General features: G+C 44.3%; 27 protein-coding genes. 15 read left to right on the top strand and 12 right to left on the bottom strand.

Translation table 11 applies throughout. The features are described from left to right. Nucleotides 1–121: 121 nt before the first annotated feature. Both LIX84_RS20420 and LIX84_RS20415 read right to left on the bottom strand, forming a co-directional pair. On the bottom strand, nucleotides 122–793 hold the full coding sequence (locus LIX84_RS20420; protein WP_005391213.1) for a YoaK family protein: 672 nt from the start codon (nucleotides 791–793) through the stop codon (nucleotides 122–124). A 152-nt stretch (nucleotides 794–945) separates the two neighbouring features. Continuing rightward, complete coding sequence (locus LIX84_RS20415; RefSeq protein WP_012842460.1) at nucleotides 946–1347, bottom strand: GFA family protein; 402 nt, start codon at nucleotides 1345–1347, stop codon at nucleotides 946–948. 203 nt (nucleotides 1348–1550) lie between these two features. On the opposite strand from LIX84_RS20415, the gene LIX84_RS20410 reads away from it, so the two are divergent. Continuing rightward, entirely contained in the window at nucleotides 1551–2180 is a 630-nt protein-coding gene (locus tag LIX84_RS20410; protein ID WP_176319656.1) for a hypothetical protein, read from the top strand. A 124-nt stretch (nucleotides 2181–2304) separates the two neighbouring features. After that, nucleotides 2305–3588: a peptidoglycan DD-metalloendopeptidase family protein gene (locus LIX84_RS20405; RefSeq protein ID WP_031780190.1), complete on the top strand. Its 1284-nt coding sequence runs from the start codon at nucleotides 2305–2307 to the stop codon at nucleotides 3586–3588. Nucleotides 3589–3695: 107 nt separating this feature from the next. On the opposite strand, the gene LIX84_RS20400 is transcribed toward LIX84_RS20405, so the two are convergent. Further along, nucleotides 3696–5516, bottom strand: coding sequence for a putative bifunctional diguanylate cyclase/phosphodiesterase (locus tag LIX84_RS20400; protein WP_006742077.1), 1821 nt, complete (start codon nucleotides 5514–5516; stop codon nucleotides 3696–3698). Nucleotides 5517–5698: 182 nt separating this feature from the next. After that, nucleotides 5699–6586 (bottom strand): LysR family transcriptional regulator, encoded by an 888-nt coding sequence (locus LIX84_RS20395; RefSeq protein WP_005391202.1) that lies wholly within the window; start codon nucleotides 6584–6586, stop codon nucleotides 5699–5701. Nucleotides 6587–6691: 105 nt separating this feature from the next. Here LIX84_RS20395 and LIX84_RS20390 point away from each other — a divergent pair, with 105 nt between their 5' ends. From LIX84_RS20390 to LIX84_RS23490, 3 genes are all read left to right on the top strand, one after another. Then, nucleotides 6692–7885: a multidrug effflux MFS transporter gene (locus LIX84_RS20390; RefSeq protein WP_226422074.1), complete on the top strand. Its 1194-nt coding sequence runs from the start codon at nucleotides 6692–6694 to the stop codon at nucleotides 7883–7885. Between the two features lie 176 nt (nucleotides 7886–8061). Further along, nucleotides 8062–8409, top strand: a complete 348-nt coding sequence (locus LIX84_RS20385; protein WP_005375501.1) for a hypothetical protein — start codon at nucleotides 8062–8064, stop codon at nucleotides 8407–8409. 133 nt (nucleotides 8410–8542) lie between these two features. After that, the gene (locus LIX84_RS23490) at nucleotides 8543–8677 is read left to right on the top strand and encodes a hypothetical protein (protein WP_005391196.1); all 135 of its coding nucleotides are present in this window, start codon (nucleotides 8543–8545) and stop codon (nucleotides 8675–8677) included. Between the two features lie 126 nt (nucleotides 8678–8803). On the opposite strand, the gene LIX84_RS20380 is transcribed toward LIX84_RS23490, so the two are convergent. The 3 genes from LIX84_RS20380 to LIX84_RS20370 all read right to left on the bottom strand — a co-directional run bounded on the left by LIX84_RS20380 (nucleotide 8804) and on the right by LIX84_RS20370 (nucleotide 11763). After that, the gene (locus LIX84_RS20380) at nucleotides 8804–9418 is read right to left on the bottom strand and encodes a glutaredoxin (RefSeq protein WP_226422073.1); all 615 of its coding nucleotides are present in this window, start codon (nucleotides 9416–9418) and stop codon (nucleotides 8804–8806) included. A gap of 44 nt (nucleotides 9419–9462) precedes the next feature. Then, nucleotides 9463–10320, bottom strand: coding sequence for a DMT family transporter (locus LIX84_RS20375; protein ID WP_005391192.1), 858 nt, complete (start codon nucleotides 10318–10320; stop codon nucleotides 9463–9465). Between the two features lie 465 nt (nucleotides 10321–10785). After that, the gene (locus LIX84_RS20370; RefSeq protein ID WP_226422072.1) at nucleotides 10786–11763 is read right to left on the bottom strand and encodes a porin; all 978 of its coding nucleotides are present in this window, start codon (nucleotides 11761–11763) and stop codon (nucleotides 10786–10788) included. 609 nt (nucleotides 11764–12372) lie between these two features. Here LIX84_RS20370 and LIX84_RS20365 point away from each other — a divergent pair. Beyond that, entirely contained in the window at nucleotides 12373–13431 is a 1059-nt protein-coding gene (locus LIX84_RS20365; protein ID WP_226422071.1) for a porin, read from the top strand. 221 nt (nucleotides 13432–13652) lie between these two features. Further along, nucleotides 13653–14267, top strand: coding sequence for a fumarylacetoacetate hydrolase family protein (locus tag LIX84_RS20360; RefSeq protein WP_226422070.1), 615 nt, complete (start codon nucleotides 13653–13655; stop codon nucleotides 14265–14267). Here the strand turns inward: LIX84_RS20360 and LIX84_RS20355 are convergent. From LIX84_RS20355 to LIX84_RS20345, 3 genes are all read right to left on the bottom strand, one after another. Continuing rightward, entirely contained in the window at nucleotides 14264–14575 is a 312-nt protein-coding gene (locus tag LIX84_RS20355) for an AzlD domain-containing protein (RefSeq protein WP_226422069.1), read from the bottom strand. The genes LIX84_RS20360 and LIX84_RS20355 overlap by 4 nt on opposite strands. Beyond that, nucleotides 14575–15285, bottom strand: a complete 711-nt coding sequence (locus LIX84_RS20350; RefSeq protein ID WP_074189916.1) for an AzlC family ABC transporter permease — start codon at nucleotides 15283–15285, stop codon at nucleotides 14575–14577. The genes LIX84_RS20355 and LIX84_RS20350 overlap by 1 nt, the downstream gene beginning before the upstream one ends. A 78-nt stretch (nucleotides 15286–15363) precedes the next feature. Continuing rightward, nucleotides 15364–16191 (bottom strand): AraC family transcriptional regulator, encoded by an 828-nt coding sequence (locus LIX84_RS20345; RefSeq protein ID WP_226422068.1) that lies wholly within the window; start codon nucleotides 16189–16191, stop codon nucleotides 15364–15366. A 230-nt stretch (nucleotides 16192–16421) separates the two neighbouring features. Here LIX84_RS20345 and LIX84_RS20340 point away from each other — a divergent pair, with 230 nt between their 5' ends. After that, complete coding sequence (locus LIX84_RS20340) at nucleotides 16422–17054, top strand: LysE family translocator (RefSeq protein WP_005375522.1); 633 nt, start codon at nucleotides 16422–16424, stop codon at nucleotides 17052–17054. Between the two features lie 79 nt (nucleotides 17055–17133). After that, complete coding sequence (locus LIX84_RS20335; RefSeq protein WP_226422067.1) at nucleotides 17134–17556, top strand: GNAT family N-acetyltransferase; 423 nt, start codon at nucleotides 17134–17136, stop codon at nucleotides 17554–17556. A 100-nt stretch (nucleotides 17557–17656) separates the two neighbouring features. On the opposite strand, the gene LIX84_RS20330 is transcribed toward LIX84_RS20335, so the two are convergent. Beyond that, nucleotides 17657–19351 (bottom strand): phospho-sugar mutase, encoded by a 1695-nt coding sequence (locus tag LIX84_RS20330; RefSeq protein ID WP_226422066.1) that lies wholly within the window; start codon nucleotides 19349–19351, stop codon nucleotides 17657–17659. A 330-nt stretch (nucleotides 19352–19681) separates the two neighbouring features. On the opposite strand from LIX84_RS20330, the gene coxB reads away from it, so the two are divergent. From coxB to LIX84_RS20310, 4 genes are read left to right on the top strand one after another with little or no spacing between them, the layout of a single operon-like run. Then, on the top strand, nucleotides 19682–20845 hold the full coding sequence (gene coxB / locus LIX84_RS20325; protein ID WP_199804445.1) for a cytochrome c oxidase subunit II: 1164 nt from the start codon (nucleotides 19682–19684) through the stop codon (nucleotides 20843–20845). Next, a complete protein-coding gene (ctaD, locus tag LIX84_RS20320; protein WP_226422065.1) occupies nucleotides 20842–22473 on the top strand; it encodes a cytochrome c oxidase subunit I in 1632 nt (543 codons plus the stop codon). Before coxB ends, ctaD begins: the two co-directional genes overlap by 4 nt. A 20-nt stretch (nucleotides 22474–22493) precedes the next feature. Continuing rightward, nucleotides 22494–23033: a cytochrome c oxidase assembly protein gene (locus LIX84_RS20315; protein WP_065645779.1), complete on the top strand. Its 540-nt coding sequence runs from the start codon at nucleotides 22494–22496 to the stop codon at nucleotides 23031–23033. A 51-nt stretch (nucleotides 23034–23084) separates the two neighbouring features. Next, nucleotides 23085–23969: a cytochrome c oxidase subunit 3 gene (locus LIX84_RS20310; protein ID WP_005391171.1), complete on the top strand. Its 885-nt coding sequence runs from the start codon at nucleotides 23085–23087 to the stop codon at nucleotides 23967–23969. A 13-nt stretch (nucleotides 23970–23982) separates the two neighbouring features. Here LIX84_RS20310 and LIX84_RS20305 read toward each other — a convergent pair whose 3' ends face one another. Continuing rightward, on the bottom strand, nucleotides 23983–24219 hold the full coding sequence (locus LIX84_RS20305; RefSeq protein WP_005391169.1) for a DUF2909 family protein: 237 nt from the start codon (nucleotides 24217–24219) through the stop codon (nucleotides 23983–23985). Between LIX84_RS20305 and LIX84_RS20300 the strand changes: the two genes are divergently transcribed. After that, complete coding sequence (locus tag LIX84_RS20300; protein ID WP_443083705.1) at nucleotides 24212–25006, top strand: SURF1 family protein; 795 nt, start codon at nucleotides 24212–24214, stop codon at nucleotides 25004–25006. The genes LIX84_RS20305 and LIX84_RS20300 overlap by 8 nt on opposite strands. Further along, nucleotides 24996–25532, top strand: coding sequence for a cytochrome oxidase biogenesis cluster protein (locus tag LIX84_RS20295; protein WP_193447325.1), 537 nt, complete (start codon nucleotides 24996–24998; stop codon nucleotides 25530–25532). The genes LIX84_RS20300 and LIX84_RS20295 overlap by 11 nt, the downstream gene beginning before the upstream one ends. The last annotated feature ends 10 nt before the right edge of the window (nucleotides 25533–25542 follow it).

Raw genomic sequence — 25542 nt, 5'->3', positions numbered from 1 at the left:
CTAGCTCTTATAAGGTTTTTTAGCTGCGTTACAACACGATAAAACGTTTATTATGATGTGCAGCGGTGAGAGAGTTGAGCTACAACCGATTGAAGCATTCGGCCTCAATCGGTTCGAGATTTTATGCTTTTTGTTGGCGACTAAGCACGTAAAGGTAACTCCAGTAGATCAGAGCCGTAGCGAAAGCCAATATTGCAGGGAAAACGAGCGTATATAATCCATATACCACGAATAGTGCGGCTCCCGCGACACCGCCAAGCAAGAATCCGAAGAAAATGAATAGGAATAGCTTTGCTTTACGTCTATCAAATTGACGACCTCTTAAGCTTTCTCCAATCATAATCCCCAGATCGGTGATGATCCCAGTCATATGTGTGGTTCTGACTACTGCGCCGCTGAATGTAGTGATCATTGCGTTTTGTAATCCACATGCTGCTGACGCTAGATATTGGCCGTACAAATCCCCTTGCACCAAAAAGCCCAAACTGAGTAGGAGCAAGCTCCCTTCTATGCACAGTGCAACACCATATCTTCGCCCTAGTTTTAACGCACTGCTCTCAATAAAAAAGCCGCTAAAGGCAGCACCGATCAAAAAGCTAAATACGATGAAGAGCAGGTGAATGGAGCTATCCACACCTGTTAGCAAGCTGTTCCCTAGCTGAGTTACGGTTCCCGAAAGATGTGTTATCGCTTGATGTTGAAAGCCGAGAAGACCAACGGCATTGACGCAGCCCGCGAGAAGGGCAAGTAGAAACGCGCCATATTCCACCCAACGAGGAAGTCTGGAAATCACAATAAAACCCCACCAAATGTTAGGAGCCGATTATAACGCTCACACCGCGTTACGAAACCCCTTACAGTAAAACTCGGTTGATCATTCTCAAAAAAATCTCATTTATAGAGCTTTTGCGTTGACCGTGATAACGACATAGAGGGGGATTTCCCCTACCTGATGTGTTCCATTGTACATTCGAAACTCACCCATCCATGTTTCCTCTGCTCATAGATGGAAACCGTTGGTTGGTGGAACTCTTTATCAGTAAAAAGACCGACGGGAATGATCATGATTTCAGGAAATGTAGAGACCAATAAGCGCATTGTCGTGCCGCAAGAAGGGCAAAACTCATACTGAACCTCGCTGCCATCATCCCCCATTCGGGTATAGCAGGTGACTTCACCGTTTAAGGTTACGTGCTCTTTATCAAAGCGAGCCTGTACCCCAAACACACTGCCTGTCCGCTTTTGGCATTCAAAACAATGGCAGACAGATGTACGGATGGGTTCTCCCTTACAACGGAGCTCAACTAAACCGCAAGCGCATTCGCATGTATGAATGGTTGTTGTCATCGTGATTACCTATTCTTCCCAATACACCAATGAATTTGGAACACTGAGAGCAGTGTCAGTGGCAAGTTATGAACTCTGGGCTTGAAAATCATTTGGATACAGTCAGTTTAGTTTAATTTTGAAACACTTGAAGGGATGAAATCATTTGGGTATACAATGCTATACTCGCTTTTTCATTTATCCCTTTAAACAAGGAAGTCTTCATGGCTCACAAAAGAATCCTGCCGATACCACTTATTCTTCTTATTCCGATCGTATTATTGGTCGTGGTTGTGATCGCGGGTGTTTATCGCTTTAGTTTGTCTGATGAAGAGATCATGGCTAAGTTCCCTCAAACGGAAGCAGAAACCAATGTTATTGTGCAAGAGACGCTGGGAATTACTTCACGCAACCCATGGACGATTCAAGTACCAGAGCAGGGAGCGGTCACTTTTCTTGATGAGTGGGATAAAGAAAACGGCTATTTGATAGGCGATTATGATGCAGGTGCGACAAAAGGTCAGGTACTTGTTCCAACTGCGTTTATTAGTCAGCGTGAAATTGAGGGTGTTTCATGGATTACTGCACCGATGATTGTAACGACACAAGGTAGCGGTTCGTTTAACTATGTTGGCTTGTTTAAGTTTGACCCCGTGCCGAGCCGAGTTGTCCTTTTAGACAGTATTTTTGTCGGTGACCGCGTTAAATTTACCCAAATTACATGGGAAAGTGATGCCATTATCGCGCTTTCATATTTAGCGCATGGTGACGATCAAGCAATGGCAGATACGCCAAATCAATTAAATTCATCCACATTAAAGCGTGTAGGGAATAACTTACATATGCAACAGTGATGAATTTTTTTTGAGTTCTGTAAAAATTCAGTGTTTTCTGCGCTAGATCTCGAAATTTCATAGTGATTTCTTATACGGGAATGCATAAGCTATGAGCCTTGTTTGAAAGGAGATAGTAATTCCCGTGTCTACAAATGAAATTACAAGACGGTTGCCGAATCTGACAAGTCGTAGAGCGCTGCTGTTATACTCCTTGCCAGTTTTAGTTGCGATTGGTGTTTCTCACTCTCTCAAAGAGTCATCTTTAACCAAAACCATCGCATTGAACCTGCCTGAATCTCAGGTCGTTGAAAAAATTCTTGATGCGACAACTGCCGAAGTTGTCACTCCCCCGAACTTCGAATATCAAATCCAAGCTGGTGACAACCTAAGCACTATTTTTAGCCAGCTCGGTTTCGGTTACAGCTCGTTAATGAAAGTAATGGAAACGGATTTGAACTACCTTGCACTTGATACACTAAAGCCGGGCAATACGCTCCGTTTTTGGCGTGATGATGCGACAGGCGAGTTAGAGAAAATGGAACTGCAATTTTCTATTGCAGATAAAGTGGTCTACCAACTAAATAGTGATGGTAGCTATGACTTTACCGATATCTCGATTCCTGGCGTGTGGAGCCAAGAACCATTGGTTGGTGTTATTCAAGGCAGTTTCTCTTCTTCTGCAAGTCGACTAGGTCTAACGTCGGCAGAAGTGAGTCAAGTTGTGAGCTTACTCAAAGAGCAGCTCAACTTTGGGCGTGATCTTCGTGCAGGTGATCGATTTGAAGTCGTTCGTCGTTCGCAAAGCATCAATGGTGTGCCAACGGGCAAGAACGAAATTGAGGCGATTAAGATCTACAATCGCGGACGTGAAATCACGGCTTACCTTCATACCGATGGTCAATTCTACAATGCTAAAGGCGAGAGCTTGCAACGCGCATTCCAGCGTTATCCTGTAAGTAGCCGTTGGCGTATCAGTTCTGGCTTCAATCCTAATCGTTTACATCCAGTAACGGGGCGTGTCGCACCGCACAACGGTACTGACTTTGCCGTGCCAACCGGTACACCAGTCGTTTCTACTGGTGACGGTACAGTAATCATGACTCGTAAACACCCTTATGCGGGTAACTACGTGGTTGTTGAGCACGGCAGCAAATACAAAACCCGTTACTTACACCTAAGTAAGATCCTGGTTAAGAAAGGGCAAAAGGTTTCTCGAGGCCAGCGTATCGGTCTTTCCGGTAAAACAGGTCGAGTGACAGGGCCACACCTTCACTATGAATTGATTGAATACGGCCGTCCAGTTAACGCTATGCGAGCAAACATCCCAATGGCGAGCTCTGTTCCTAAGAAAGAGATGGCAACCTTTGTCGCGAACAGAGATGAAATGGATAAGCTATTACGCGATAAAGAGAAAGCAGTGCTGTAACAAAGTACTTCGCTCAAAAAATAACAAGAGACTAAGCATAGCTTGGTCTCTTTTACTTTGTGCATTAACTAGATTTACATTCCATGACCGTCGCTTGTTTAGAGCTCTTAGGCGCTCCGCACTTCACGTTCATTTATCAGGTGTACGATTTCATCAACACTGTGTGGGCGAGAGTAGAAATAGCCTTGAATGTAGTGGCAGCCCATTTCAATTAATTTTTGTAATGCTCTATCGTCTTCTACGCCTTCGGCAATCAAATCCACATCAAGCAGTTCTGCTAATTGCGCTATCAAAAACACCACTTGTTCAGAGGTTGTATTTGAGAGCATGTTTTGAACGAAGGTTGCATCGATTTTAATGCTATCAATCGGATAATTGTGTATATAGTTCAAGCTTGAGTAGCCCGTACCAAAATCATCCAACGCGACTTTAAAGCCTAAGTACCGCAATGAGTTAAGTACCATTTGTTCACGGCCACTTTGCGAGAGTAAAACGGTCTCGGTGAGCTCTATAACAAAGTCTTTTGCTTCATGCTGATACTTTTCAACCATGTTAGTTAGGTGGTTAATATAGCGGTTAGAGTCGACCAGCTCATACGCAGAGCAATTGATAGAGAGTTTGACTTTGTATCCTAAGTTGGCTTCTAGCTCTTGTTTTGCGATACATGCGAGTTCAATAATACGTTCACCCAACTCGATAATCAGGCCTGATTGTTCGGCAGCTTCAATGAATTCCGCAGGGGAGATGTTTCCGTAAACATTGCTGTTCCAGCGGGCTAGGATTTCAAAGTAATTCCAGCGATCGCTTGTGATATCTACGATTGGCTGAACAACGACATACAACTCTTCGCTATCATGTATGTCAGCGCTTAGTTGAATGCGCATAGCTTCAATAAGCTGAGTTCTACGGTGATAAAGGGCACTAAGATGTGTGTCGTAATGCTGAATTCGTGTATCGCGATGTTTTTTACAGTCTTTGAGAGCGAGGCTAGCATTCAAAATCAGCTCATCACTGTTCAACATATGTACTGGTGCGCGCGCGATACCAATACTAACAGTGAAAGAAATTCGGTTAGATTTGTCGCTGTAGCCGCTTTCAATTTTGTCGAGTACTTCCTGACACACGGCGACAGGATCTTCGTCGTAAGTAATGAAGGCGAATTCATCTCCTGCGACACGAAAAGCGTTGTTTGGCGATGACAAGCTTTGTTGAATGGCGTTCGCCGTAAACTTAATGATTTGGTCGCCGATGTAGTTTCCGTTGATATCATTGATCGATTTAAAGTTATCGATGTCTAGGTAAGCCAAACTGAATGGACGAGTGGCCTGTTGCGTCAATGTCTCCAAGGTATCAGCTAAACAGCTACGGTTGAGCAGTCCAGTTAGGTTATCATGCGATACTTCATAGCTAAGCTGATTAAGAAGCTTATCTGAACGTTCACTGACCCACTTTTCACGTAAGCTGTGAATAATGACATTGGCATAAAAGCGGTGGAAGTCGAGGATATCTTGCGCTTCCTTAGCGTGGATGCTTCGGGTAAAGGTGGACAATAAAATTCCCAGAACCTCGCCATTTTGTGTCTTTAATGGCAGACCAATGTAAGCTTGAATACCATCCTCTTGAAACATCTGATCTTCAGGAAAGCGTTTGTAAACTTGGTCCTGATAGAAAATATGTTCACCAATGTCTTTTGCCACTTTTTCACAGGGGGTGCCTGAAAGATGGTAGCTTAGATTGTCTGTAATTTTTCCATTGCTAGCGAAGGAGATGGTATGAGCCGAATGCTGAAGATGCGCAACTTCTACAACGCAAGTGCAATGGCTCTGCAATTGTTGATGAATATCTAACGTGACTCGGTTTAGCTGAGCCGTGCCGTTTAGCTTCAATATTTCATCAATTTTGTGGAAACTGATTTGTACCTGACCCATTGAGCATTTCACCTAGCGTTGTGATTACCATATCGTGTGAGACACGAAGAATTATTATTTGATATGCATCAAATAAACTATCGGTTACTAAGGCGAATTTTTCAAATTTTGTGAACGAACAAATCATTATTTTCATGTTTTTATGCTTGAACCTCATCGATATATAGCGCTAGAAATTCAAGCTAAGCACGCTTCTCCTCTTCTAATCGCGATTTGAGATAATCGAGGAACAGCTTAGTCCGGGTATGTTGATAATCCAGCTTTGGATAGTAGGCATATACAGTGGCTTTATCTGCCGTGATATCGGGCAAGATAGGCACTAACGCTCCGGATTTGAGATCATCTTTGATCATGACGTTATTCGTCATCAGAATACCCATGCCTCTTTTGGCACCATGAAACAGCGCTTCTGGGTTGGTCGTGGCAAAGTTACCGGACAAGCTGATACGTTTGCCTCGATTGGTTTTGATTTCTCGTGAGGGCTTTTCACCCCAAATCAGGACATTATGCTCTGTCAGATCCTCAACGCATTGTGGGGTGCCGTATTTTTTTAGGTAACTAGGCGCAGCGTAAAACTGGGCTTTATGTTCGAAAAGCGCAGTGGCTTTGAAACTCAGAGAGTTCAGTTGCTCTAATTCCCGGCTAATAAACAGGTCTAAGCTTAGCTCTGGCAATTGGCCTGGTAGCGTTGTCGTTAATTGAAGCGTGATGTCTGGATATTTCTCAAGAAAATCATCTAGGTAATGCACCAAAAACTTAGAACCAACCGCCAGTGTCGCGCCAATTTTCAATAACCCCGCTGGTGATTGATTGACTGAGCGAGTTTCATCTAATACTGATTGCCATGAATCCAACTGATTTTTTGCTCGTTGATAAAACAGCGCACCAGCTTCGGTTTGGCTAATAGAGCGGGTCGTGCGTTTAAGTAGTTGAACGCCAATTTTATCTTCTAGCCATTGAACTCGTTTACTGATAGCTGAGCTGGTGGTATTGAGTTTCCGCGCTGCTGCATTAAAGCTACCTTCTTCGACCACACGAATATAACTCTTCACGCTTTGAATCCAGTCCATTATGTCTCCTTGGGAATTAATTCCTTTCCAACTTAGCTGATTATCATCTTTGAGTATCAAATATACACTGTTTGCCATCAATCTGTCACAAAGTAGGAGGAACGTTTGCGTAAAACACCATTGTTATTAGCGATGATGATCATTGCCACAGGCCAAGTTGGCGTTAGTATTTATCTTCCTTCTTTACCATTGATTGGTCATGACTTGAATTTGCCGCAACATTCGATTCAGAATCTCGTCACACTATTTCTCGTTGGTTTCGGTATCTCTCAGCTTTTTTATGGCCCATTGTCTGATGCGATTGGTCGTCGACCAGTATTTATTCTGGGCCAAAGTGTGTACCTAGTTGGTACGGTTATTTGTATCGCCTTTTCGGACAACATTATTGCTCTTGAAGCGGGGCGGTTACTTCAAGGTTTGGGAGCGGGTAGTGCCTCGGTGCTTGGTCGCTCCGTATTGCGTGACAGTTATGACGGTATGCAATTAACCAAAGCGCTATCTTATATTTCAGTAACTGCTTCTGTGATGCCAATTATTGCTCCACTGTTTGGTGGCTGGATTGCTTTTCACCTGAGTTGGCATGCTGTCTTCGTGTTTGTGCTGATTTACTTAATGGCAATTTTTACACTTGGTTTATTGGTGTTGCCAGAAACGCTGCCTTACCCGAAGCGAAAATTTAAAGTAGGCCAAGTCAGCGCGAACTATTTGCGTCTGTTAACGAATACACAAGTGATTGGTAGTGCGAGCTACAACTGGCTTAGTTATTTATCGGCTCTGGTTACGCTTTCCTTGTATCCATTTTTAATGCAACAAGAGTTAGGATTAACGGCGGCGGATTACGGCTCGTTGATGATCATACCGTCAGTTGGTTTGCTGACGGGTAGCTTGGTGCTTAATTTGATCAACGCTCGTTACAAAGCTCAGCAAATCTTGCTGATGAGTTTCGCGATTGTTGCTATTGCTGGCTTCATGTTGTTGGTTACACCCTTCAGTGTATTTTCATTACTAGTGGCATTTACGTGTTTAAGTTTTGCCCAAGGCATGTCGTTTCCGGTATCAATTAGTTTGTTGCTGTCGCCACATAAGCAACAGGCCGGAGCGGTTTCTGCGCTATCTGGATCAATTCAAATGTGTTTAGCCGGGTTGTTTGGCGGATACTTGGTAGATTCTTGGGTCACGAATCAAAACCAGCTTGGGGTGTTTTATTTGTTTATTGCGTTACTTTCTTGCTTTGTTCTTGTACTAAGCCAATTTCGTAAAGTGCCAGAAGGGACGGTTCAAGCAGAAACTTCCATCTGAATATACTTGCAACCAGAAGGTCGGCTTTCTAAAATGCGCAGCTAAATTAAGTCTGGTCTGTTGTGTATGCTGAATGACTTGGTTTGAAAGGAAGAGGGCGAACCTTGATACTTCTCTCAAGCTTGGAATACATTTCTGCCCAATGGCTATCCGATCTCTAATCGTTAGGTGAAAGAATGCAACAAAACGAATTTGAAACACTGGTAAAAGAAATTACTCAGCAAGAAAGCATGCCAAAGGCACTTGAAATCTTGAAGGCGTGTGAGGAAGAAGAAGTTGCACAAGCGGCACAATCCCTAACGGGTCAGTTTGGTCTTGCAGAAGTTGATGGCGAGAAACGTATTTACCATATTACCACTCAAGAAGACGAGTCCGGAGAAGAGCAAGAATACGTGGAGCATGTCATGAATGAAGGCGATCACTTGATCAAATTTGCTGCGTGGTTCTTTGAAACATTCTTTGAAATCAAACAGAAAGATACGTACGTCGCAGCGGGTAAAACATACCAGCAACCTAAGCGATAGGCGCCCGTTTCGAAAAAGTAATCAGAACCAACCTGAAAGTTAATTACAAAATAAATGTGACGTCAGTCTTGTTTTTATCTAATTGTGGTGTAAAATTACAACATAGTTAAGTCAATACATTCAGGAGAAGGTCATGGGTAACGAACTTGGTGGTGCTTATATTGGCCAGATGATTGCAAAAGACGCGATGCACAAAGCGCTTTACGGTAAAGCGAAGAAGAAGAAAGCTTCTGTTTTTGCTCGTGTTATGAAAAAACTGGCGAAATAATTTAAAAAGCCCTGATTGAAGAATCAGGGCTTTTTGCTTTTATCTGTCTTGTTTTTAGTGGCAGCCTACATATTGAACAACATTGGTAAACCACTACTCAAAGACGGATGGCATTTGAATCAAACGCTAAGCGGATTGGCTTGGTATCTCCACGACATTGTTAGGCACTTTATCTAGCCCCTTTGCTGCTAACCACTTTTCTAAATCGTCAGCGCCTCCAACATACTTTCCATCCAACCAGATCTGCGGCACTGTTACCGGCGTTTTTTCTCCAATGATGGCCTTTACTTCGGGGATCATGCGATACAAAGCAGCGCTGTCTTTAACCACGTCATGATACTCGTATTGAACACCAGCATCGTCAAGTAGTTGTTTCGCTTTGACACAGTAAGGGCAGGTGGCTTTACCATAAACAATGTTGCCTTTTAGCTCATTGCGTTTGACCCATTCAGCGATAACTGATTGCACAAGCACGCCCCGATTTAGCGCTTCCCCTTGGCTGACCACTTTTCCTTCGACAAGAAGAATCGGAGCATGCCAGGCCCCTGCTTTTAATGGTTCCCACCAATGTGATAACCAATCTTTTACTTCCAGTTCAACGGGGACATCAGCGAGTTCGTTTTTAAAAGTATCCGTCAAAATATCTTTAGTTAACGTACACTCACCGCAAGGAATATTGACTTTGAATGGACCCCAACTACCAGCCCAGCGGTACAGTGTAATTTTGATTGGTTGACTCATATGGTGTTCCTCATTTCCTTTCCTGAAAATATAGAACCTTGAAATTAGACTTTTCTTTCAACTAGCTTTGTCTTTTTCGCTTCCCAGTGCGTAATAAACGCAATGGAGGCAATAATAATCGCGGCGCCTAGCCATAAACGACCAGGTGGTACCCAGCCAAACACCAACCAGCCAGCAACGACATTCAAAGGCAGTTTTGCGTGATCAAATGGTTGCACAAACGAGGCGTCTGCTACTGCATATGCTTTAACGATAGCCCATTGAGCGAGTGCAGTAAGCGCGCCTGCGGCTAAAAGTACGCCCCATATCGTCCAGGTATTTGGCATCGTAAATGTCGGTATTGCCAATAAGATATTAAACGGCGTTATCAGCAGTAATAAATAGACAACCATGGTTGAGGGCGGATCGTTGACCGACATTTTCTTTACCATCAGAGAATACGCTGCCCAGAAAAATGCGGCGCCAACAGGAAGCAGGGTCGCCCATGTAAATGAATCTGCCCACGGCTCAAGAATGATCATAGCACCAACAAACCCTGTTAATGTTGCTAACCAGCGTGCAGTACCTACTTTCTCTTTGAGTAACAAGCCAGATCCAACCGTTGCAAATAATGGAGAGGTCATCAGCAGCGCAATGCCTTGCCAAATCGGAACTGGATAAGCGAGTGCCCAAAGCCAAAGCTGAATCCCGATAACAGAGAGAAAAATACGGAAGGCATGCCAACCAAAGTGTTGGGTTCTTAGTGAGCGTCTAATTCCAAGTGTACGCAGATAGGGCAGAATGACAAATAAGGCAATAGCGTATTGGAATAATGCGAATGTGGTGGAAGAGACACCAAAGTTGATGCTAGCAATTTGGGCGAAGCTGTTCACTATGGCGAATGCCAAGCCAGCTGTTAGCATCCAGGACGCACCTTGAACAGGATGATGATTCAATTGAAAAATTCCAGTTTGATAGAGGTGGCGGGATCATACGTCCTATTGTTTTTCGCGCCAATAAAAAAATGCCTCCCAGAGGGAGGCGACATTACCAATTCAAAGGACGTGCCTGTTATAACAGGTACAAAGAACGAGAAGCACAAACGCTGCCATGCATTTGCATAAATAATGTTGCAGAACGCGTGCCAATTTTTATCTATTTGATTTTAATTGTCTTTTTATTTTAGTTCGGTTGGCTATTAGGAGAAATGCACTAACTTAGTGACAAATCGCATTAAAAGAGGGCAGAGGCAGGAGTCACTACGCTCGTTTTTCATTGCAGAGCGACGTTTGGATAGTGTGAAAATTTATCGAGTTATGTTGGGTTACACAAAAAAATGGCCAGCAAGCATGCTGGCCAATTGGACTCGCTCTTAGGACAAGAGTGAATTAGAAATCGTAACGTACGCCTAGACGTAGTGTGTCTTCACCTTGAACCACTTTCACTTTACCATCTACTACATCCTTCTTTTCATCGAGTTGGTTGATGTAGTAAGACAGGTAAGTACGGAAGTTACTGTTTAGTTTGTAGTAACCAACAAGCTCGATACCTTCAACGGTGTCGTACTTTGAACTGTTGTCTGGATCATTCTCTTGAGCTGTGTATAGCGCAGCAAGTGTCACTTTGCTTGCTACTTTGTAGCTTGCGACTAGCTCGTAAGCCGTAAAGTCTTCAGCGTCAGTCAGGGAACCTTGAGAATAAGTACCTGCTAGGTATAGGTTATCCATCGAGTAGGCGATACCACCTAGAATTTGGTCTTCAGAGTTGTCTTTATTTACGTCGCCACCAGAATATGCAAGACCGAGGTCTAGGCCCATTGGCAGTGAGTACATTCCAGAGATGCCGTATTTATCTTCGTTATCGCTAGAGTTTGCTTGGTAGGTTGCTTGCAGTTGTAGCGCATCAAACGCACCACGGTATGCGAAAACGCTGTCTTGCTTATCAGAAGAGGAATCGATAACTTGCTGAACACCAGAGAACTCAGTGATATCCGTCATGTCAGAGATGATGACTGCAGCCATGTCTTGACGACCTACAGAGAAAGCACCGATATCAGAGTCGACACCCGCATACATGTAGCGGTTTTTGAATTCACTCTTGCCCGTTTTTTGTTCGGCTTCGTAAACACCGAATGCAGAAAGGCCATTGCCGATGTCCGTTTTACCTTTTAGATTAAGACGAGCGCGGCTTTTATCTTCCATTGAGCCTTCAACTTCAGCACCACCTGAACCGATGAAGTCACCACGGAACTCAACGCGGCCGCCAACTTTTAATTCAGTACCGTCGTTTTTGTATACTGTTGCTGCGAATGATGGTGCTGATACCAATGCTGTAAGAATTGCAGTAGTTAGTGCTGCCTTTTTCATTTTCTTATTACCCTAGTTGTAATCGATGGGCTTTCTTGCCCGATGTATTGATGACGCTAAGGTAAACGCTGAAAATGAAAGATAGATTTCTGTTAAGTTATGATTTGATTGCACTTTTATTGCTGGCGAGAATAAGTGCCCCTTCTTATATCTCTTATAAAAAGAAAGGTTTTATCTTTTTTGAGGTTTTTCTGCCTTCTATTGGAGACCGTGCTTTTTTCAAAAAGTTCCTGAACCTATTTTTGTTCCAAAATGTAAGTAAATATTTCATTTTGACGGGAAAGTTATTTTCAAAAGTTGGGGTTCATCAAGTATTTGTGAGCACTATCTCGTTAAAGCATTTCTTTTTGTAAGGTTTTTACGCCTGGATTTTTTTCGGATAAGTAAACGTTTGCTTTTTAGTTTTTTGCTGAGAATTTTTCACTCGGTTATCAGGAACTAATCAAATAAAGTGTCGGCAGTTGTTACACAAAGGTAAATCCATTCTGGCGGAAAAGATGCCCCAGAGGGCCTTTGTATTCCTTTCTGTGTTCATCATTTCGTTTTACGAAAGTGAATCAGAGCTGGGTCTAAAACTGACTAACCAACTAATAAGTAATGGATTTAGAAATGAATAAAAAATTATTAGCAGCGGCAATCGCAGCAGCAACTTTCGGCACTCAAGCAGTGGCAGTGGAACTTTATAATAACGATGGCACAACATTTTCGATGGGCGGCCACGTTTCTGTTAACTTAAATGGTTCAGAGCAAGGTGACACGGATGTTGGTACTAACTCTCCTCGTATCAATATCTCTGCGACACAAGATTTAGGCAATGGCTTCACCGCAGACGCACGTGGTGAATGGGCTCTAAACTACTTAGATGGCGGTGAAGAGTCGTTTAAAACTCGTCTAGGTTACTTAGGTTTAACACATGAGGTTTACGGTCGTGCAGTAGGTGGTACGCAATGGTCACCTTACTATGATGTAGCAGGCATCGCGGATATGCCAATTGCGTTTGCGAATGACTTCATTTACGACGATCACGGAAACCTAGGCACAGGTCGTGCGGATAAAATGCTGTCTTATCGAAATGGCTTTGATTTAGGCGAAGCAGGTGCAATTAACGTTGGTCTTGGATGGCAAGGCGCAAATGATGAATACACGCGTAACGACGCAGGTACTATCACTGGTGGTCTTAAATACGATGACCGCATGCAAGTTGCGCTTTCTTACGCAATCATGGGCGCGAAAATTGGCTACTCATACAACGGTGGTGACTTCCAACACCCTGCTTACACAGGTAAACACACCGCGGAATCACATGTTGTGTCTGCATCTTACGGCGCTTACGGCCAAGGTCTGTTCCTTGCCGCGGTATATGGTTCAAATGAAAATATGAACTTCAGTGTAAATGGCGACCGTTTGGCGGAAAGTGATGCGTACGAAGCGATCATCGCATACGCTCTAGCGAACAGCTTAAACTTGAGCGTTAACTACGAGATGGTTGAAGGTAAAGAGTTCAAAAACTCTAAAACAGAAACCACTCGTGAGGAAATGGCACTGCAGGCAGAGTACAACCTCACGCCTAAATTTGTTGGTTACGCGGGTTACCAGTTTGACCTAAATGATGACCATGATCGTGAAACTGATGACAAATGGGCGATAGGTGCTCGTTACTACCTATAATAGGATTTAGCGAGAACAATCATTCATCCTTATTGATTTAAAGCCAGCCTCGTGCTGGCTTTTTTGTCTATTTGTTTTGCAAATACCTTGATGTTTCAATTAGATGATACAAAACTCAAAACGGGGTGAATGTCTTATTTTTCACACTAGAGGATGGGATTTAGTGTCGTTAAGTCAATAGGTTAGATTATGATGAGGTTTTTGTTTTGCAGGGAAGAGCGATGAGCGTTATTCAAGTTGAAGAAAAGAAAGTAGATGTGGGTAAAGTGCTTTGTGTTGGGCGAAATTACGTTGAACATATTCATGAGCTTGATAATGCGATACCTGAGCAAATGGTGGTATTTAATAAACCCGCGACTTCCGTATCGACGACTCTGCGTTCATTTCATCAAGAGCCTCTTCATTACGAGGCTGAAATCTGTTTTCTGATCAAAGATGGACGTTATTCAGCGGTCGGTTTGGGATTGGATCTGACCAAGCGCGGTTTGCAGTCTTCACTTAAACAACAAGGGTTGCCCTGGGAGCGTGCTAAAGCGTTTGATGGCTCCGCAGTGTTTAGTCGATTTGTCTCTTTGGATAACATTGATATTAATGATCTTAACCTAGAGCTCTTGATTAACTGCGTTCGTGTACAAAAAGGTCACGTTAACCAGATGCTCTATCCGCCGCTAACCATTTTGGATGAATTAACGAGTTACACAACACTTCAAGATGGCGATGTGGTAATGACCGGCACACCAAAAGGAGTTGGTGAGGTGCATCAAGGTGACATCTTCCTTGGACGATTAAAGTGTGGTGATGTCACCCTGTTGGAGATTGAGTGGGTGGCGAATTAAAGCCAAATTCGCAGAACGAGAAATACCACCATGCTGATCACCGTCGTTAAAAGAACATTTTTAATAAAGTACGCGATTAACGCAGCCAGCAAGGCAGCCAATAAAAATGGGTTGTGCACATTCACGCTGAGTGCTCCATCGGGAATGAAAACGATAGGCGCCCAGATCGCAGTGAGTACCGCAGGGCTGGCGTAGTTGAGCACTTTTTGTGTACGTGTCCCTAATCGCAGTGGTAGCTTGGGTTCTAAAAACAAGTAGCGGCTGGTGAAAACAAGTCCCGTCATCAGTAAAATAGACAACATGATCATTAGTGTTTCTCCTGTACTTGTTCCACAAAGTAGCCTGTAAGCATGGCTAAAATGCTCGAAATCATCAAACTTCCTTCCACTTGGTAATAGGTTAGGGCGACCGAGCTCACTAATGCCACGACAACACTCGCGAGCACCGCCATATTTTTAATAGTCGGAACTACAATTGCGATAAAAGTCGCGGCCACAGCAAATTCCAATCCCATTTCGTTCAGTTCAGGGATCAAGCTTCCCGCAATAATGCCCGTCAATGTCGCGATATTCCAAAACAGGTAAAAACTCAAACCAGCCCCAAGCGCATACCAGCGATTAAATTGTTTATCGGAATGATGACCTACAATCGCAAACAGCTCATCAGTGAGTAAGAATCCGAGTGATAACCGCCATTTAAGAGGAAGTGGTGCAATTTTACTGCGCATCGATACACTGTAGAGGAAGTGTCGAGAGGTGATAAAAAACGTTGTTAGTAACATGGTTACTAGACCTGCCCCCGATTTAATCATCCCCATCGCGACGAGCTGCGCGGAACCTGCGAACAGAATGGCGGATAGTGCTTGTCCTTCCAAAGGGTGAAGCCCAGTATCAATCGCGAATGAGCCTGCGAGTAAACCCCAAGGTAACACCGCGATACTCAGTGGCATCATCGCAAGTGTGCCTTGCCAAAATAACGCAGCTTTTGATTCTTCTTTTAGCGGCAAAGTGTGGTCCATAGTTTATTCTTAGTTGTTCCAAAATCAGGCTATCAAGGTAACGAGATAGCGGCATAACGCCTTGTACAATATTGCTCTTTAGCTGTGACGAATGTATTGACCGGGCGTGACGCCCATGGCTTTTTTAAAGTGTCGATGCAGGTGGCTTTGATCATGGAAGCCACATTCTTGCGCTACATCTGAAATTTTTTGTCCAAGTTTGAGCAACTTCTTCGCCATTCGTAAACGTTGTTGAATTTGATAAGCATGGGGAGGGAAGCCAAACTGTTTTTGAAACTCTCTTAGCAAATGAAAAGGGCTTAACCCAGCCAGTTTTGCGAGCTCTTCTAGCGAGACGTCCGTTTGCGGGAAGTCTTCCAAAAACTCTTTGACCAACTGTATTTGTCGCTGAGCTCTGGTTGATTCTTTGAGCGGTGCCCGGTGGGTGCTGTGTTTGCTGGCTAGTTTGATCAACGTGCCGTAAATCAAAGTTTCTCGTAGTAGTCGGTTGTCTGATTTTTCTAGCGTTTCAAAAACCAATCGCAACTGATTTGCTAGTTCAGGATCATAAACCACAGGTTGAGGGAAATAGGGCAGCGCTACATTTTGTGAACCAAGCTCTTGCCCCAAGGTCTGAAACTGCTGTGGTATGGGGTACATTGCTTTGTATTCCCAACCGCCTTCTGAGGCCGAATGCCCGTTGTGTACTTCATCGGCATTAACAAGGATGATGCTGTCCTGTGGCGCGATATGATTTCCGCCTGTTCGAAAGAACTGCTGTGCTCCCTTCTCGATGACGCCAATAGTGTAACCCTCGTGACTATGGCGTGAGAAATTCTGCTTCTCGTACTTTGCATCGAGCAGCTCTAAACCACCGAGCTCTTGAGCTATCTTGAAGGTAGCGATTTCCTTATTCTTTTCTTTCATCTTTATCCGGTCTGCTCAAGAAAATCATCTTAGAAGTGTAACGGATCCATCGTGCTTATTTTTGTACAAAATTGCTATTCGATTTTTATAAATAGGCGAATTGATTGTTATTTTTCGTCCTAGCAAACTATGATTTTTATTTTCTGAATTATCTTGGTGATTTTGGGCTGGCTGTTGTCATTTTGTTGGTATAACATTCGCCGCTTTGTTGTAGAAAAAGCGGTTCCATCATGATTGATTTATCTGTACTTCCTGTTTATCTCACCGCAGTAGTGGCTTTGTTGCTGTTACCAGGGCCCGATATGTTGCTTATCGCGAGCTCTAGTATGAGTTACGGTAAGAAGGTCGGTCTGTTTGCTAGCTTAGGCAATGCGACGTCTGGTGTTATTCTTACTTTGCTTGCTGCAATGGGCGTATCTACCCTGATTGCAATGAGCCCAATCGCCCTTAAAGTCCTTCATCTCTTAGGTGGCGCTTACTTGTTAAAAATGGGTTGGGACTGCTTACGAGCTGAGGCATCTTCGGCTCCAGAGCTTGATGGTCAAAACAAAATGGCGTCAACTTATTATCAACGTGCTTTGATGAGTAATTTGCTTAACCCTAAAGCGTTGGTATTTTTTGTGATGTTTTTGCCGCAGTTTGTCTCAAGCAATATTACAGCGTCTTCTGGTGAGCAGATGCTAGCACTAGGGTTATTGTTAAACGTCCTTGGCTTGTCATTCAATTTATTACTTGTTGGGCTGGCAGGCACATTGGGTAAGGGGCTGCTCGAGAACGAAAAATTCCGCACGTATCAACATAAACTAATGGGTTTAGTGTTCGTTATTCTCGCGTTGTGGATGCTGAGCAGTTTCGCCTTGTAAAGTTATCATATTCCACCAGAAAGCCAGCAATTGCTGGCTTTTTGTTTTAGGATATTGGTGTTTCCTAAGGAGAGGATGTATGAAGCTTGAATTTTGTTTAAATCCAGATCAAACAGACCTTGATTTTGTTCGTGAAGGTATTCGATCTTATAACCGACTGCATTTGCCTGAAGGGGAAGTGCATGCTGTAGGCTGTTTCGCAAAAGATGAGAATGGCAAGATCATGGGTGGCTTGACTGGCGAAATGTTTAAAAATACGGTGTTTGTTGAGTTTTTGTGGGTAGACGCTGAAAGTCGAACCTCTGGTCTCGGTAGCCAGTTAATGTCGATGCTAGAACAAAAAGTAAAGCCTCACGGGGTTACCCATGTTTATTTGGATACCTACAGCTTCCAAGCTCTTGAGTTCTACCTCAAATTGGGTTTTGAAAAAGTAGGGCAGTACTCAGGCTATCCTGCAGAGGGCATCCACAAGTACTTTCTACAAAAGGAAATTGTAAGCTAGGGAAAAGCACTGGTTAGCTTGACTTGTTCTAGTCAAAATCAAAAAAAGAGGCGCGAATTTGCGCCTCTTATCGTATCAGATGTCTCTGCTTCTCTTTGACTTACAAACTTGTCTGATGCGCGTCGATAAGTTCGTTCATCTTCGCCTCTGCCGCTTGCTGTGCTTGTGCATAGCTCATATCCGCAGGGAAAAGGTTGATGACTTCGTAGTAACATTTTAGTTTTGGCTCAGTACCCGAAGGGCGAACAATCACACGAGACTGATCTTCTAGGTGATAAATCAATACGTCACTTGCTGGTAAGTCAATGGATTCTTCAGAGCCGTCGTCAAACATGCGAACTGATGTTTTTAGATCTTCAGTTACTGCGACTTTTTTACCAGCAATCTCTGTTGGTGGGTTTGCACGGAGCTTGTCACCGATTGGTGGAGAGTTCGGGTCGAGAGCGATACTGCGCTGCGCGTTAAAGTAGAAACCGTGCTCGCGGTACAGTTCTTCCAGTTTATCCCATAGTGTTTTGCCTTGAGCTTTAAGTTTACCTGTTAGTTGAGCAAATGCGACGATTGCAGATAAACCATCTTTATCCCACACCTTGTTACCCACGGTATAACCGAGCGCTTCTTCATAAGCAAACAAGAATGGATTGGCTTCTGTCTCTTGCTCCATGGCAACGTTAGTGAGCCATTTGAAGCCTGTTAACGTTTGGTAGTATTGGGCGCCATGCGCTTTGGCAATGCTACTCAGCATTCTTGATGATACGATGGTGTTGCCAACCAGAGCGTTAGGTTGCTGTTCTAGCAAGTAATCGCCAAACAGTGACCCCACTTGGTCGCCGGTTAACATTTGGTATTCGCCATCTGGGCGTTTGACCGCCACTGCAAAACGGTCGGCATCTGGATCGTTAGCACAAGCGATATCAGCATCTACGGACTTACCTAACGCCATCACCATATCCATTGCTCCCGCTTCTTCAGGGTTTGGGAAGTTGACGGTTGGGAAGCTACCATCAGGTTCGCGCTGTTCCTTAACACTTGCCACTTTTTGGAAGCCTGCGTCGGCAAGTAGCGTTTCCGCCATATTCGCGCCAACGCCATGCATCGCAGTGTAAGCGATAGAAATATCGGTGTTGTTGTCAGGAGTAAGCAGCGCGTTTTCGTTCATCGTTTTACGGTAAGTTTGGTAGTAGTCGTCTTCCAACCAAACTAACAAACCGTGCTGTTTTGCATCATCGAGAGACATTAAAGGTAATGGCTTTGTTGTTGCGTCATCAATTTTCGCTGCGATTCCAGAGTCGTGTGGAGGAATGATTTGTGCGCCATTCTCCCAATATACTTTAAAGCCATTGTACTCTGGTGGATTGTGGCTGGCGGTAACGACAACTGCGGCCGCAGCATTCAATGTACGGACACCAAACGCAACAATTGGGGTCGCTGCGACGTCGTACGTCAAGTACACCTTGATACCAAGGGCAGCCAGTACGGAAGCGGTATCATGCGCGAATTGTTTCGAATCAGGACGACCGTCGTAGCCAATAACGACACCACGACTTGCGGCATCTTTGACTTGCTCTAGCAAATAGTTTCCTAAACCAGTGGCTGTCTCTTGAATCACCAAACGGTTCATTCGGTTTGGACCTGCGCCCACTTTGCCGCGTAACCCTGCTGTACCAAAGGCAAGGCGCGATCCAAAGCGATCAGTAAGCTCATGTTCATTATTTGTATCGACGAGGTGTTGTAGCTCTTCGCGAGTCTTAGGATCAGGGTCTCGTTCTAGCCATTGAGTAATTAGTGCTGTCATATCAATCATTCCTTAGTAGGGGGCGCCTACTTTCTTGGACACTTCGTTTTGTAAGTATCTCAATGTTTTCTTTTAAATTAATGTAAATGGTTCTCAATTACATTTCAAAGAGGGCAATCGATAAACCGAATTAATTTTTCTTATCCGAACAAAATTTAATCATATTTAATTTCTTGAAGAACCTTGGAACTATAACTAGCCTTTTAACATAAATATAACAAACCGTGTCGAAATCGTAGTTTTTGTGATTTTTCGTAAAGTTGTTCGATATTTGCATCGGGACGCAAGGAAGCTCGCGCAAGCATAGCGGCTGAGCAGAGGAGAGATCTTTTGAAAAGATTAACGACTACTCTAGCCTTATCACTGAATGTGATTTTAATCACATTCTCCTCTTTCAGTTGGTCAAAGGAAAGTGACTACAACATGACCAAAGGGGTCACAGCGATAAGTGGGCAAGTGTATGAATTACATATGCTGATTTTCTATATCTGCTGCGTAATTGCTTTGATTGTATTTGGTGTCATGTTCTATTCCATCTTTCGTCATCGCAAGTCAAAAGGAGCAGTTGCCGCACATTTCCACGAAAGTACAAAAGTGGAAATTATTTGGACAGTCATACCCATCATCATTCTTGTCGCCATGGCGATTCCCGCAACGAAAACTTTAGTCGCAATGGAAGACACAAGCCAATCAGATATCACGGTCAAGATCACAGGCTCGCAATGGAAATGGCATTACAGCTATTTTGGTGAAGATGTTGAGTTCTTCAGTTTGCTTGCCACCAGCCAAAAGCAAATTGATGGTATCGAGACAAAAGGCGCGCATTATCTATTGGAAGTAGACAACCCTTTGGTGTTGCCTGTGAATCGCAAAGTGCGTTTTTTGATGACTTCTGATGATGTCATTCACTCATGGTGGGTGCCGGATTTTGCTGTCAAGAAAGATACCATCCCTGGTTTTATTAATGAAGCATGGACAAGAATTGATGAGCCAGGCGTATATCGCGGTCAATGTGCGGAGCTATGTGGTCGTGCACACGGGTTCATGCCGGTGGTGGTGCATGCGATGGAAGAAGAAAAGTTTGATGAATGGTTAGCGAGTAAGAAGGAAGAAATCGCACTTCAAAAAGCGGCGGCACAAGAGGCGCTCTCTCAAGACTTATCCATGGGTGAGTTGATGTCGCAGGGCGAATCTATATACACGGCGCGTTGTGCTGTGTGCCATCAGGCTAATGGTGAGGGGATTCCGGGTGCATTTCCCGCGATTAAGGGCAGCCCTATCGCAACAGGCCCAATTTCAGAGCACATTGATGTGATTGTGAATGGCCGTCCGGGCACTGCAATGCAGTCTTTTTCGAACCAGTTAAGTGACAAAGAAATTGCTGCGGTCATCACATACCAGCGAAACGCATGGGGCAACGACACTGGTGATAGGGTGCAAGCATCCGATGTGAATGCCTTTAAGGCACAAGGCAGTGCTAAGGAGGAAATATGAGTAAGCCAATAGATAAGGCAGTGAAGTCTGCTCCAGCGGAAGCCAGTGCAAACAGTACCATTGCGATTGATGATGGCCACGATCATCATGCTCCCCAAGGTATTGCTCGTTGGCTGTATTCCACAAACCATAAAGATATTGGCACCCTGTACCTTTGGTTTAGTTTCGCGATGTTTCTGACTGGTGGGGCGATGGCGATGGTCATTCGTGCCGAACTATTCCAGCCTGGACTACAGCTGGTTGATCCACAGTTTTTTAATCAAATGACCACGGTACACGGTTTGGTGATGGTGTTTGGTGCTGTGATGCCAGCATTTACGGGTCTTGCTAACTGGATGATTCCAATGATGATCGGTGCTCCAGATATGGCGCTACCTCGCATGAACAACTTGAGCTTCTGGATTCTACCTTTTGCATTTCTTATTTTGTTGAGCTCGTTGTTTTTACCTGGCGGCGGCCCTGATTTTGGTTGGACGTTCTATGCTCCGTTGTCCACGACTTATGGCCCAGATAGCACCGCGCTGTTTGTATTCTCTGTTCACATCATGGGTATCAGCTCCATTATGGGCGCGATAAACGTTATCGTGACGATAGTAAATATGCGAGCTCCGGGAATGACTCGGTTCAAGTTACCAATGTTTGTTTGGACTTGGTTAATCACCGCTTTCTTGTTGATCGCGGTTATGCCGGTATTAGCGGGTGCGGTGACGATGGTTCTTACCGACAAATACTTCGGGACTAGCTTCTTTGATGCTGCTGGTGGCGGTGACCCAGTGATGTTCCAACACATCTTTTGGTTCTTTGGTCACCCAGAAGTGTACATCATGATTTTACCGTCGTTTGGCATCATTTCTGCCATCCTTCCTGCTTTCAGTGGCAAGAAGCTGTTTGGTTATCATTCGATGGTTTACGCGACGTGCAGCATTGCGTTGTTGTCTTTCCTTGTGTGGGCGCATCACATGTTTACAACGGGGATGCCAGTTTTTGCAGAGCTTTTCTTTATGTATTGCACCATGCTGATTGCGGTACCAACAGGGGTGAAAGTCTTTAACTGGGTCGCCACCATGTGGCGTGGGGCTTTGACATTTGAAACGCCGATGTTGTTTGCCATTGCCTTTATTGTGCTCTTTACGATTGGCGGTTTCTCAGGGTTGATGCTGGCGATTGTGCCGGCGGATTTCCAATATCATGACACTTACTTCGTGGTTGCGCATTTCCACTATGTGTTGGTATCTGGTGCTGTATTCTCGATTATGGCGGCAGCGTACTATTGGCTACCTAAGTGGACAGGCAATATGTACGATCACAAGCTGAGTTTGTGGCATTTCTGGTGCTCGATTATTTCAGTTAATGTTTTGTTTTTCCCGATGCACTTTCTAGGTTTAGCGGGTATGCCAAGACGTATCCCGGATTACGCTATTCAGTTTGCTGATGTCAATCAAATCGTCTCCATTGGTGGATTTGCGTTTGGGTTGTCACAATTGATCTTTTTATGGGTGGTGATTAAGTGTATTCGTGGCGGTGAAAAGGCTGCTGCAAAACCGTGGGAACGTGCGGAGGGCTTAGAATGGACGGTGCCAAGCCCGGCGCCCCATCATACGTTTACTACGCCGCCTAAAGTCGATTAGAAACGAACGGGGTGAGTGAGATGAAACCGAATCCATCAAACAAAAAGCTCACTGTGAAGTTGCTTTTAGCGACCCTTTTGATGTTTGGGTTTGGCTACGCACTTGTCCCATTGTATGACGTAATGTGCGACGCACTGGGTATCAATGGAAAAACAAGTGAAGTGGCCGCCATTCAACCAACTGGTATGCAGCCAGATATGAGCCGAACCATTCGCGTGGAGTTTATGGCGCATGTCAGCCCCGATATGCCTTGGGAGTTTAAACCCAAAGTGATTTCGATGGACGTTCATCCCGGTGAAGTCGTGCAAACCGAATACCTTGCATTTAATGAAAGCGGGCAGAAGTTGGTAGGGCAAGCCGTTCCCTCTGTTTCTCCCGGGAATGGTGCCGCTTATTTCAATAAGATTGAGTGCTTTTGTTTTAACCAACAGCCTTTGGATGGCAAACAACATGCTCAAATGCCGTTGATTTTTTATATCGAACCGGACTTACCGGAGTCGATACACACGTTAACGCTGTCTTACACACTCTATAAACTTCCCCCTCCTACAGGTTCTTAGCCACTCAAGGAGAGAGATACAGACCAAGGCTGGTCAGTAAGGAGAGAAATTATGAGTAACAAGCCAGGAACATATTATGTTCCCGCTCAAAGTAGCTGGCCGATCATCGGTGCGTTTGCTCTATTTTTAGTTGCCGTTGGTGCAGGAATGACCGTTCAGGGAACACAAAGTGAAGGGGCTGTGGGAACCATTGGTAGCATTGTGCTAGCGGTAGGTTTTCTGTTCTTGCTTTACATGTTGGCAGGCTGGTTTAGTAATGTGATTACTGAGTCACTGAGTGGAAAGTACAGCTCGCAAATTACTCGTTCTTTTCGCCAAGGGATGAGCTGGTTCATCTTCTCTGAAGTGATGTTTTTTGGTGCCTTTTTTGGTGCGTTATTTTACGCCAGGATGATTTCTGTGCCTTGGCTAGGTGGGGCAGATAACAACTTCATGACCAACGAGGTTTTGTGGCCAACCTTCGAAGCTATGTGGCCACTCACACTGACTCCGGGTGGAGAAACAACGCAAGCTATGCCGTGGCAGGGCATTCCCCTTACTAATACTATTTTGCTGTTATTGTCGTCGATTACACTGCATATGGCGCACATAAGCCTTGAAAAAGACAAAAGAACGGCACTGATTGTTTGGTTGGAAATCACCATCGTGCTTGCGGGCTTTTTCCTATATTACCAAGCGGTTGAGTATGCTCATGCTTATCAAGAAATGGGGCTCACGTTGCAATCTGGTATCTACGGAAACACCTTCTTTATGCTGACGGGTTTTCACGGTTTGCACGTTTGTCTTGGGACGATTTTCTTAATCGTATTATTGCTCCGAATCGCTAAAGATCATTTTTCGTCTAAGAACCATTTTGCCTTCCAAGCAGGTAGTTGGTATTGGCACTTTGTGGATGTGGTTTGGTTATGTCTATTTGTGTTCGTGTACGTGCTGTAGGTTCATTGGGCGATTAGTAAGGACGGGGATTCGGAGCCAGCCAGCCTGAACTGAGCGCAATAAGTAGAAGGATAACTACTAAAGCGGAGAACATGACTCGACGGCCTAAGTAATGACTCATAGGTTTGTCTCTTTTTTCGGGATTATCTGGGTCTTCACGAACCATTTCGATAAGCGCTTTTGCGAGGTTGAAGATAATGAAAAGCAGCAAAAGGACAAGCGTCAGTTTGAATAGAAATACGGTGGACATAGCACCTCCGGTTTCATCGTTGTTGTTATCAAGACAATTATGGCTATCGAAACGGTTTTGGGTTGCAGTTGGTTTAACTGTGGTTGTGTTTTCTCTTTTGGTCAAACTGGGTTTTTGGCAGCTTGAAAGAGGGCAAGAGAAACAGGCTTTGGAACAAGCCATTCTTGCGCGAGCGGATAGTGCGTACCAAGCATTAGGCGAAGTTCTTGAAGAAAACGATTGGAGAGAAGGCAGCATTCTCGGAAAAAAAGTGGAAGCTAATGTTGTTCCTCAGGCGTTTCCCGTAATTTTACTGGATAACCAAACGCATCAGGGCAATGTGGGCTATTTAGCATTTCAGATTGTCTCTATGAGTGATGAATCAGGAACCTATGCATTAGAGCTTGGTTTTGTGGAGGGAATAGCAGATCGTTCAATATTACCAACCGTCACAACACTCGAAGTGTCGACCTTTATCTCGGGACGTCTGTACCGAAAATCTGCTAACCCGTTGAGCTCTGAATTAATGCCAGAAGTTGGCGATGCCATTCGTGTGCAGAACCTGAATATCGCGCAACTGAATCAGCTACTTAATATTGAACTTATGCCCGCAGTCTTGCAGCCAGACAATCTAAAAAATTGGCCTTACGACTTTCCTTGGAACCCATTGCCGCTCAACAGCGCCAAGCATTTCGGTTATTCGATTCAGTGGTTTTCGATGGCGGGCGTTTTCTTATTATTGACCTTAATTGTTTTTGTTCGTTGGCAAAGAAAGTTGCGTCACATGGAGGTGAAGCATGACATCTAAAGTAACCAAAGGGCGGCTAATGTTGATTGCGTTGGTGTGTACGTTTGCGCTTCCTGCCGTCATCGCTAAGGTCATTCTCACCCAAGGGTGGTATCAAAGCGGTGTGACCAATAGAGGTGTGTTAGTTGAACCATACACGACGTTAGAACAGCTTGGTCAAGAGTCACCTCTCAAAGACCATGGTTGGCAACTCGCTTATGTATTGCCTAACGAATGCACTGAACAGTGTAAACAGCAGCTTTACCTGCTTCAGCAAAGCCATGTTGCTTTAGGTAAGTATCAAGAGCGAGTAGTGCCAGTCGTTTGGCAGACTGAGCATTCAGACCCCATAGAAGTATCGATGTTAGCGATGCAAATGAATGAATTGGTTACCGCCAAAGTGAAACCCGGACAAATGTTAATCGTTGATCCTCTGGGGCAATTGGTGATGTCTTACTCGCCAAAACCGAATGAAGATTTAGTCTCGTTCAACAAAGGTATGTTGGCGGATTTACGCAAGCTCTTAAAATTGTCACGAGTTGGTTAGAAAGGGGCGT

This window comes from Vibrio sp. E14, assembly GCF_020515785.1.
Classification (GTDB): Bacteria; Pseudomonadota; Gammaproteobacteria; order Enterobacterales; family Vibrionaceae; genus Vibrio; species Vibrio diabolicus.
This window is presented reverse-complemented; position numbering and strand designations above follow the sequence as displayed.

Coding starts and splice junctions, on each gene's coding strand:
- LIX84_RS20395 (WP_005391202.1), bottom strand. CDS start 6,586: ATGGACTGGATTCAAAGCGTGAAGAGTTATATTCGTGTGGTCGAAGAA.
- LIX84_RS20380 (WP_226422073.1), bottom strand. CDS start 9,418: ATGAGTCAACCAATCAAAATTACACTGTACCGCTGGGCTGGTAGTTGG.
- LIX84_RS20415 (WP_012842460.1), bottom strand. CDS start 1,347: ATGACAACAACCATTCATACATGCGAATGCGCTTGCGGTTTAGTTGAG.
- LIX84_RS20310 (WP_005391171.1), top strand. CDS start 23,085: ATGAGTAACAAGCCAGGAACATATTATGTTCCCGCTCAAAGTAGCTGG.
- LIX84_RS20375 (WP_005391192.1), bottom strand. CDS start 10,320: ATGCTAACAGCTGGCTTGGCATTCGCCATAGTGAACAGCTTCGCCCAA.
- LIX84_RS20340 (WP_005375522.1), top strand. CDS start 16,422: ATGATTGATTTATCTGTACTTCCTGTTTATCTCACCGCAGTAGTGGCT.
- LIX84_RS20335 (WP_226422067.1), top strand. CDS start 17,134: ATGAAGCTTGAATTTTGTTTAAATCCAGATCAAACAGACCTTGATTTT.
- LIX84_RS20350 (WP_074189916.1), bottom strand. CDS start 15,285: ATGGACCACACTTTGCCGCTAAAAGAAGAATCAAAAGCTGCGTTATTT.
- LIX84_RS20385 (WP_005375501.1), top strand. CDS start 8,062: ATGCAACAAAACGAATTTGAAACACTGGTAAAAGAAATTACTCAGCAA.
- LIX84_RS20305 (WP_005391169.1), bottom strand. CDS start 24,219: ATGTCCACCGTATTTCTATTCAAACTGACGCTTGTCCTTTTGCTGCTT.
- LIX84_RS20365 (WP_226422071.1), top strand. CDS start 12,373: ATGAATAAAAAATTATTAGCAGCGGCAATCGCAGCAGCAACTTTCGGC.
- LIX84_RS20410 (WP_176319656.1), top strand. CDS start 1,551: ATGGCTCACAAAAGAATCCTGCCGATACCACTTATTCTTCTTATTCCG.
- LIX84_RS20400 (WP_006742077.1), bottom strand. CDS start 5,516: ATGGGTCAGGTACAAATCAGTTTCCACAAAATTGATGAAATATTGAAG.
- LIX84_RS20330 (WP_226422066.1), bottom strand. CDS start 19,351: ATGACAGCACTAATTACTCAATGGCTAGAACGAGACCCTGATCCTAAG.
- LIX84_RS20370 (WP_226422072.1), bottom strand. CDS start 11,763: ATGAAAAAGGCAGCACTAACTACTGCAATTCTTACAGCATTGGTATCA.
- LIX84_RS23490 (WP_005391196.1), top strand. CDS start 8,543: ATGGGTAACGAACTTGGTGGTGCTTATATTGGCCAGATGATTGCAAAA.
- LIX84_RS20355 (WP_226422069.1), bottom strand. CDS start 14,575: ATGATCATGTTGTCTATTTTACTGATGACGGGACTTGTTTTCACCAGC.
- LIX84_RS20345 (WP_226422068.1), bottom strand. CDS start 16,191: ATGAAAGAAAAGAATAAGGAAATCGCTACCTTCAAGATAGCTCAAGAG.
- LIX84_RS20315 (WP_065645779.1), top strand. CDS start 22,494: ATGAAACCGAATCCATCAAACAAAAAGCTCACTGTGAAGTTGCTTTTA.
- LIX84_RS20360 (WP_226422070.1), top strand. CDS start 13,653: ATGAGCGTTATTCAAGTTGAAGAAAAGAAAGTAGATGTGGGTAAAGTG.
- ctaD (WP_226422065.1), top strand. CDS start 20,842: ATGAGTAAGCCAATAGATAAGGCAGTGAAGTCTGCTCCAGCGGAAGCC.
- LIX84_RS20295 (WP_193447325.1), top strand. CDS start 24,996: ATGACATCTAAAGTAACCAAAGGGCGGCTAATGTTGATTGCGTTGGTG.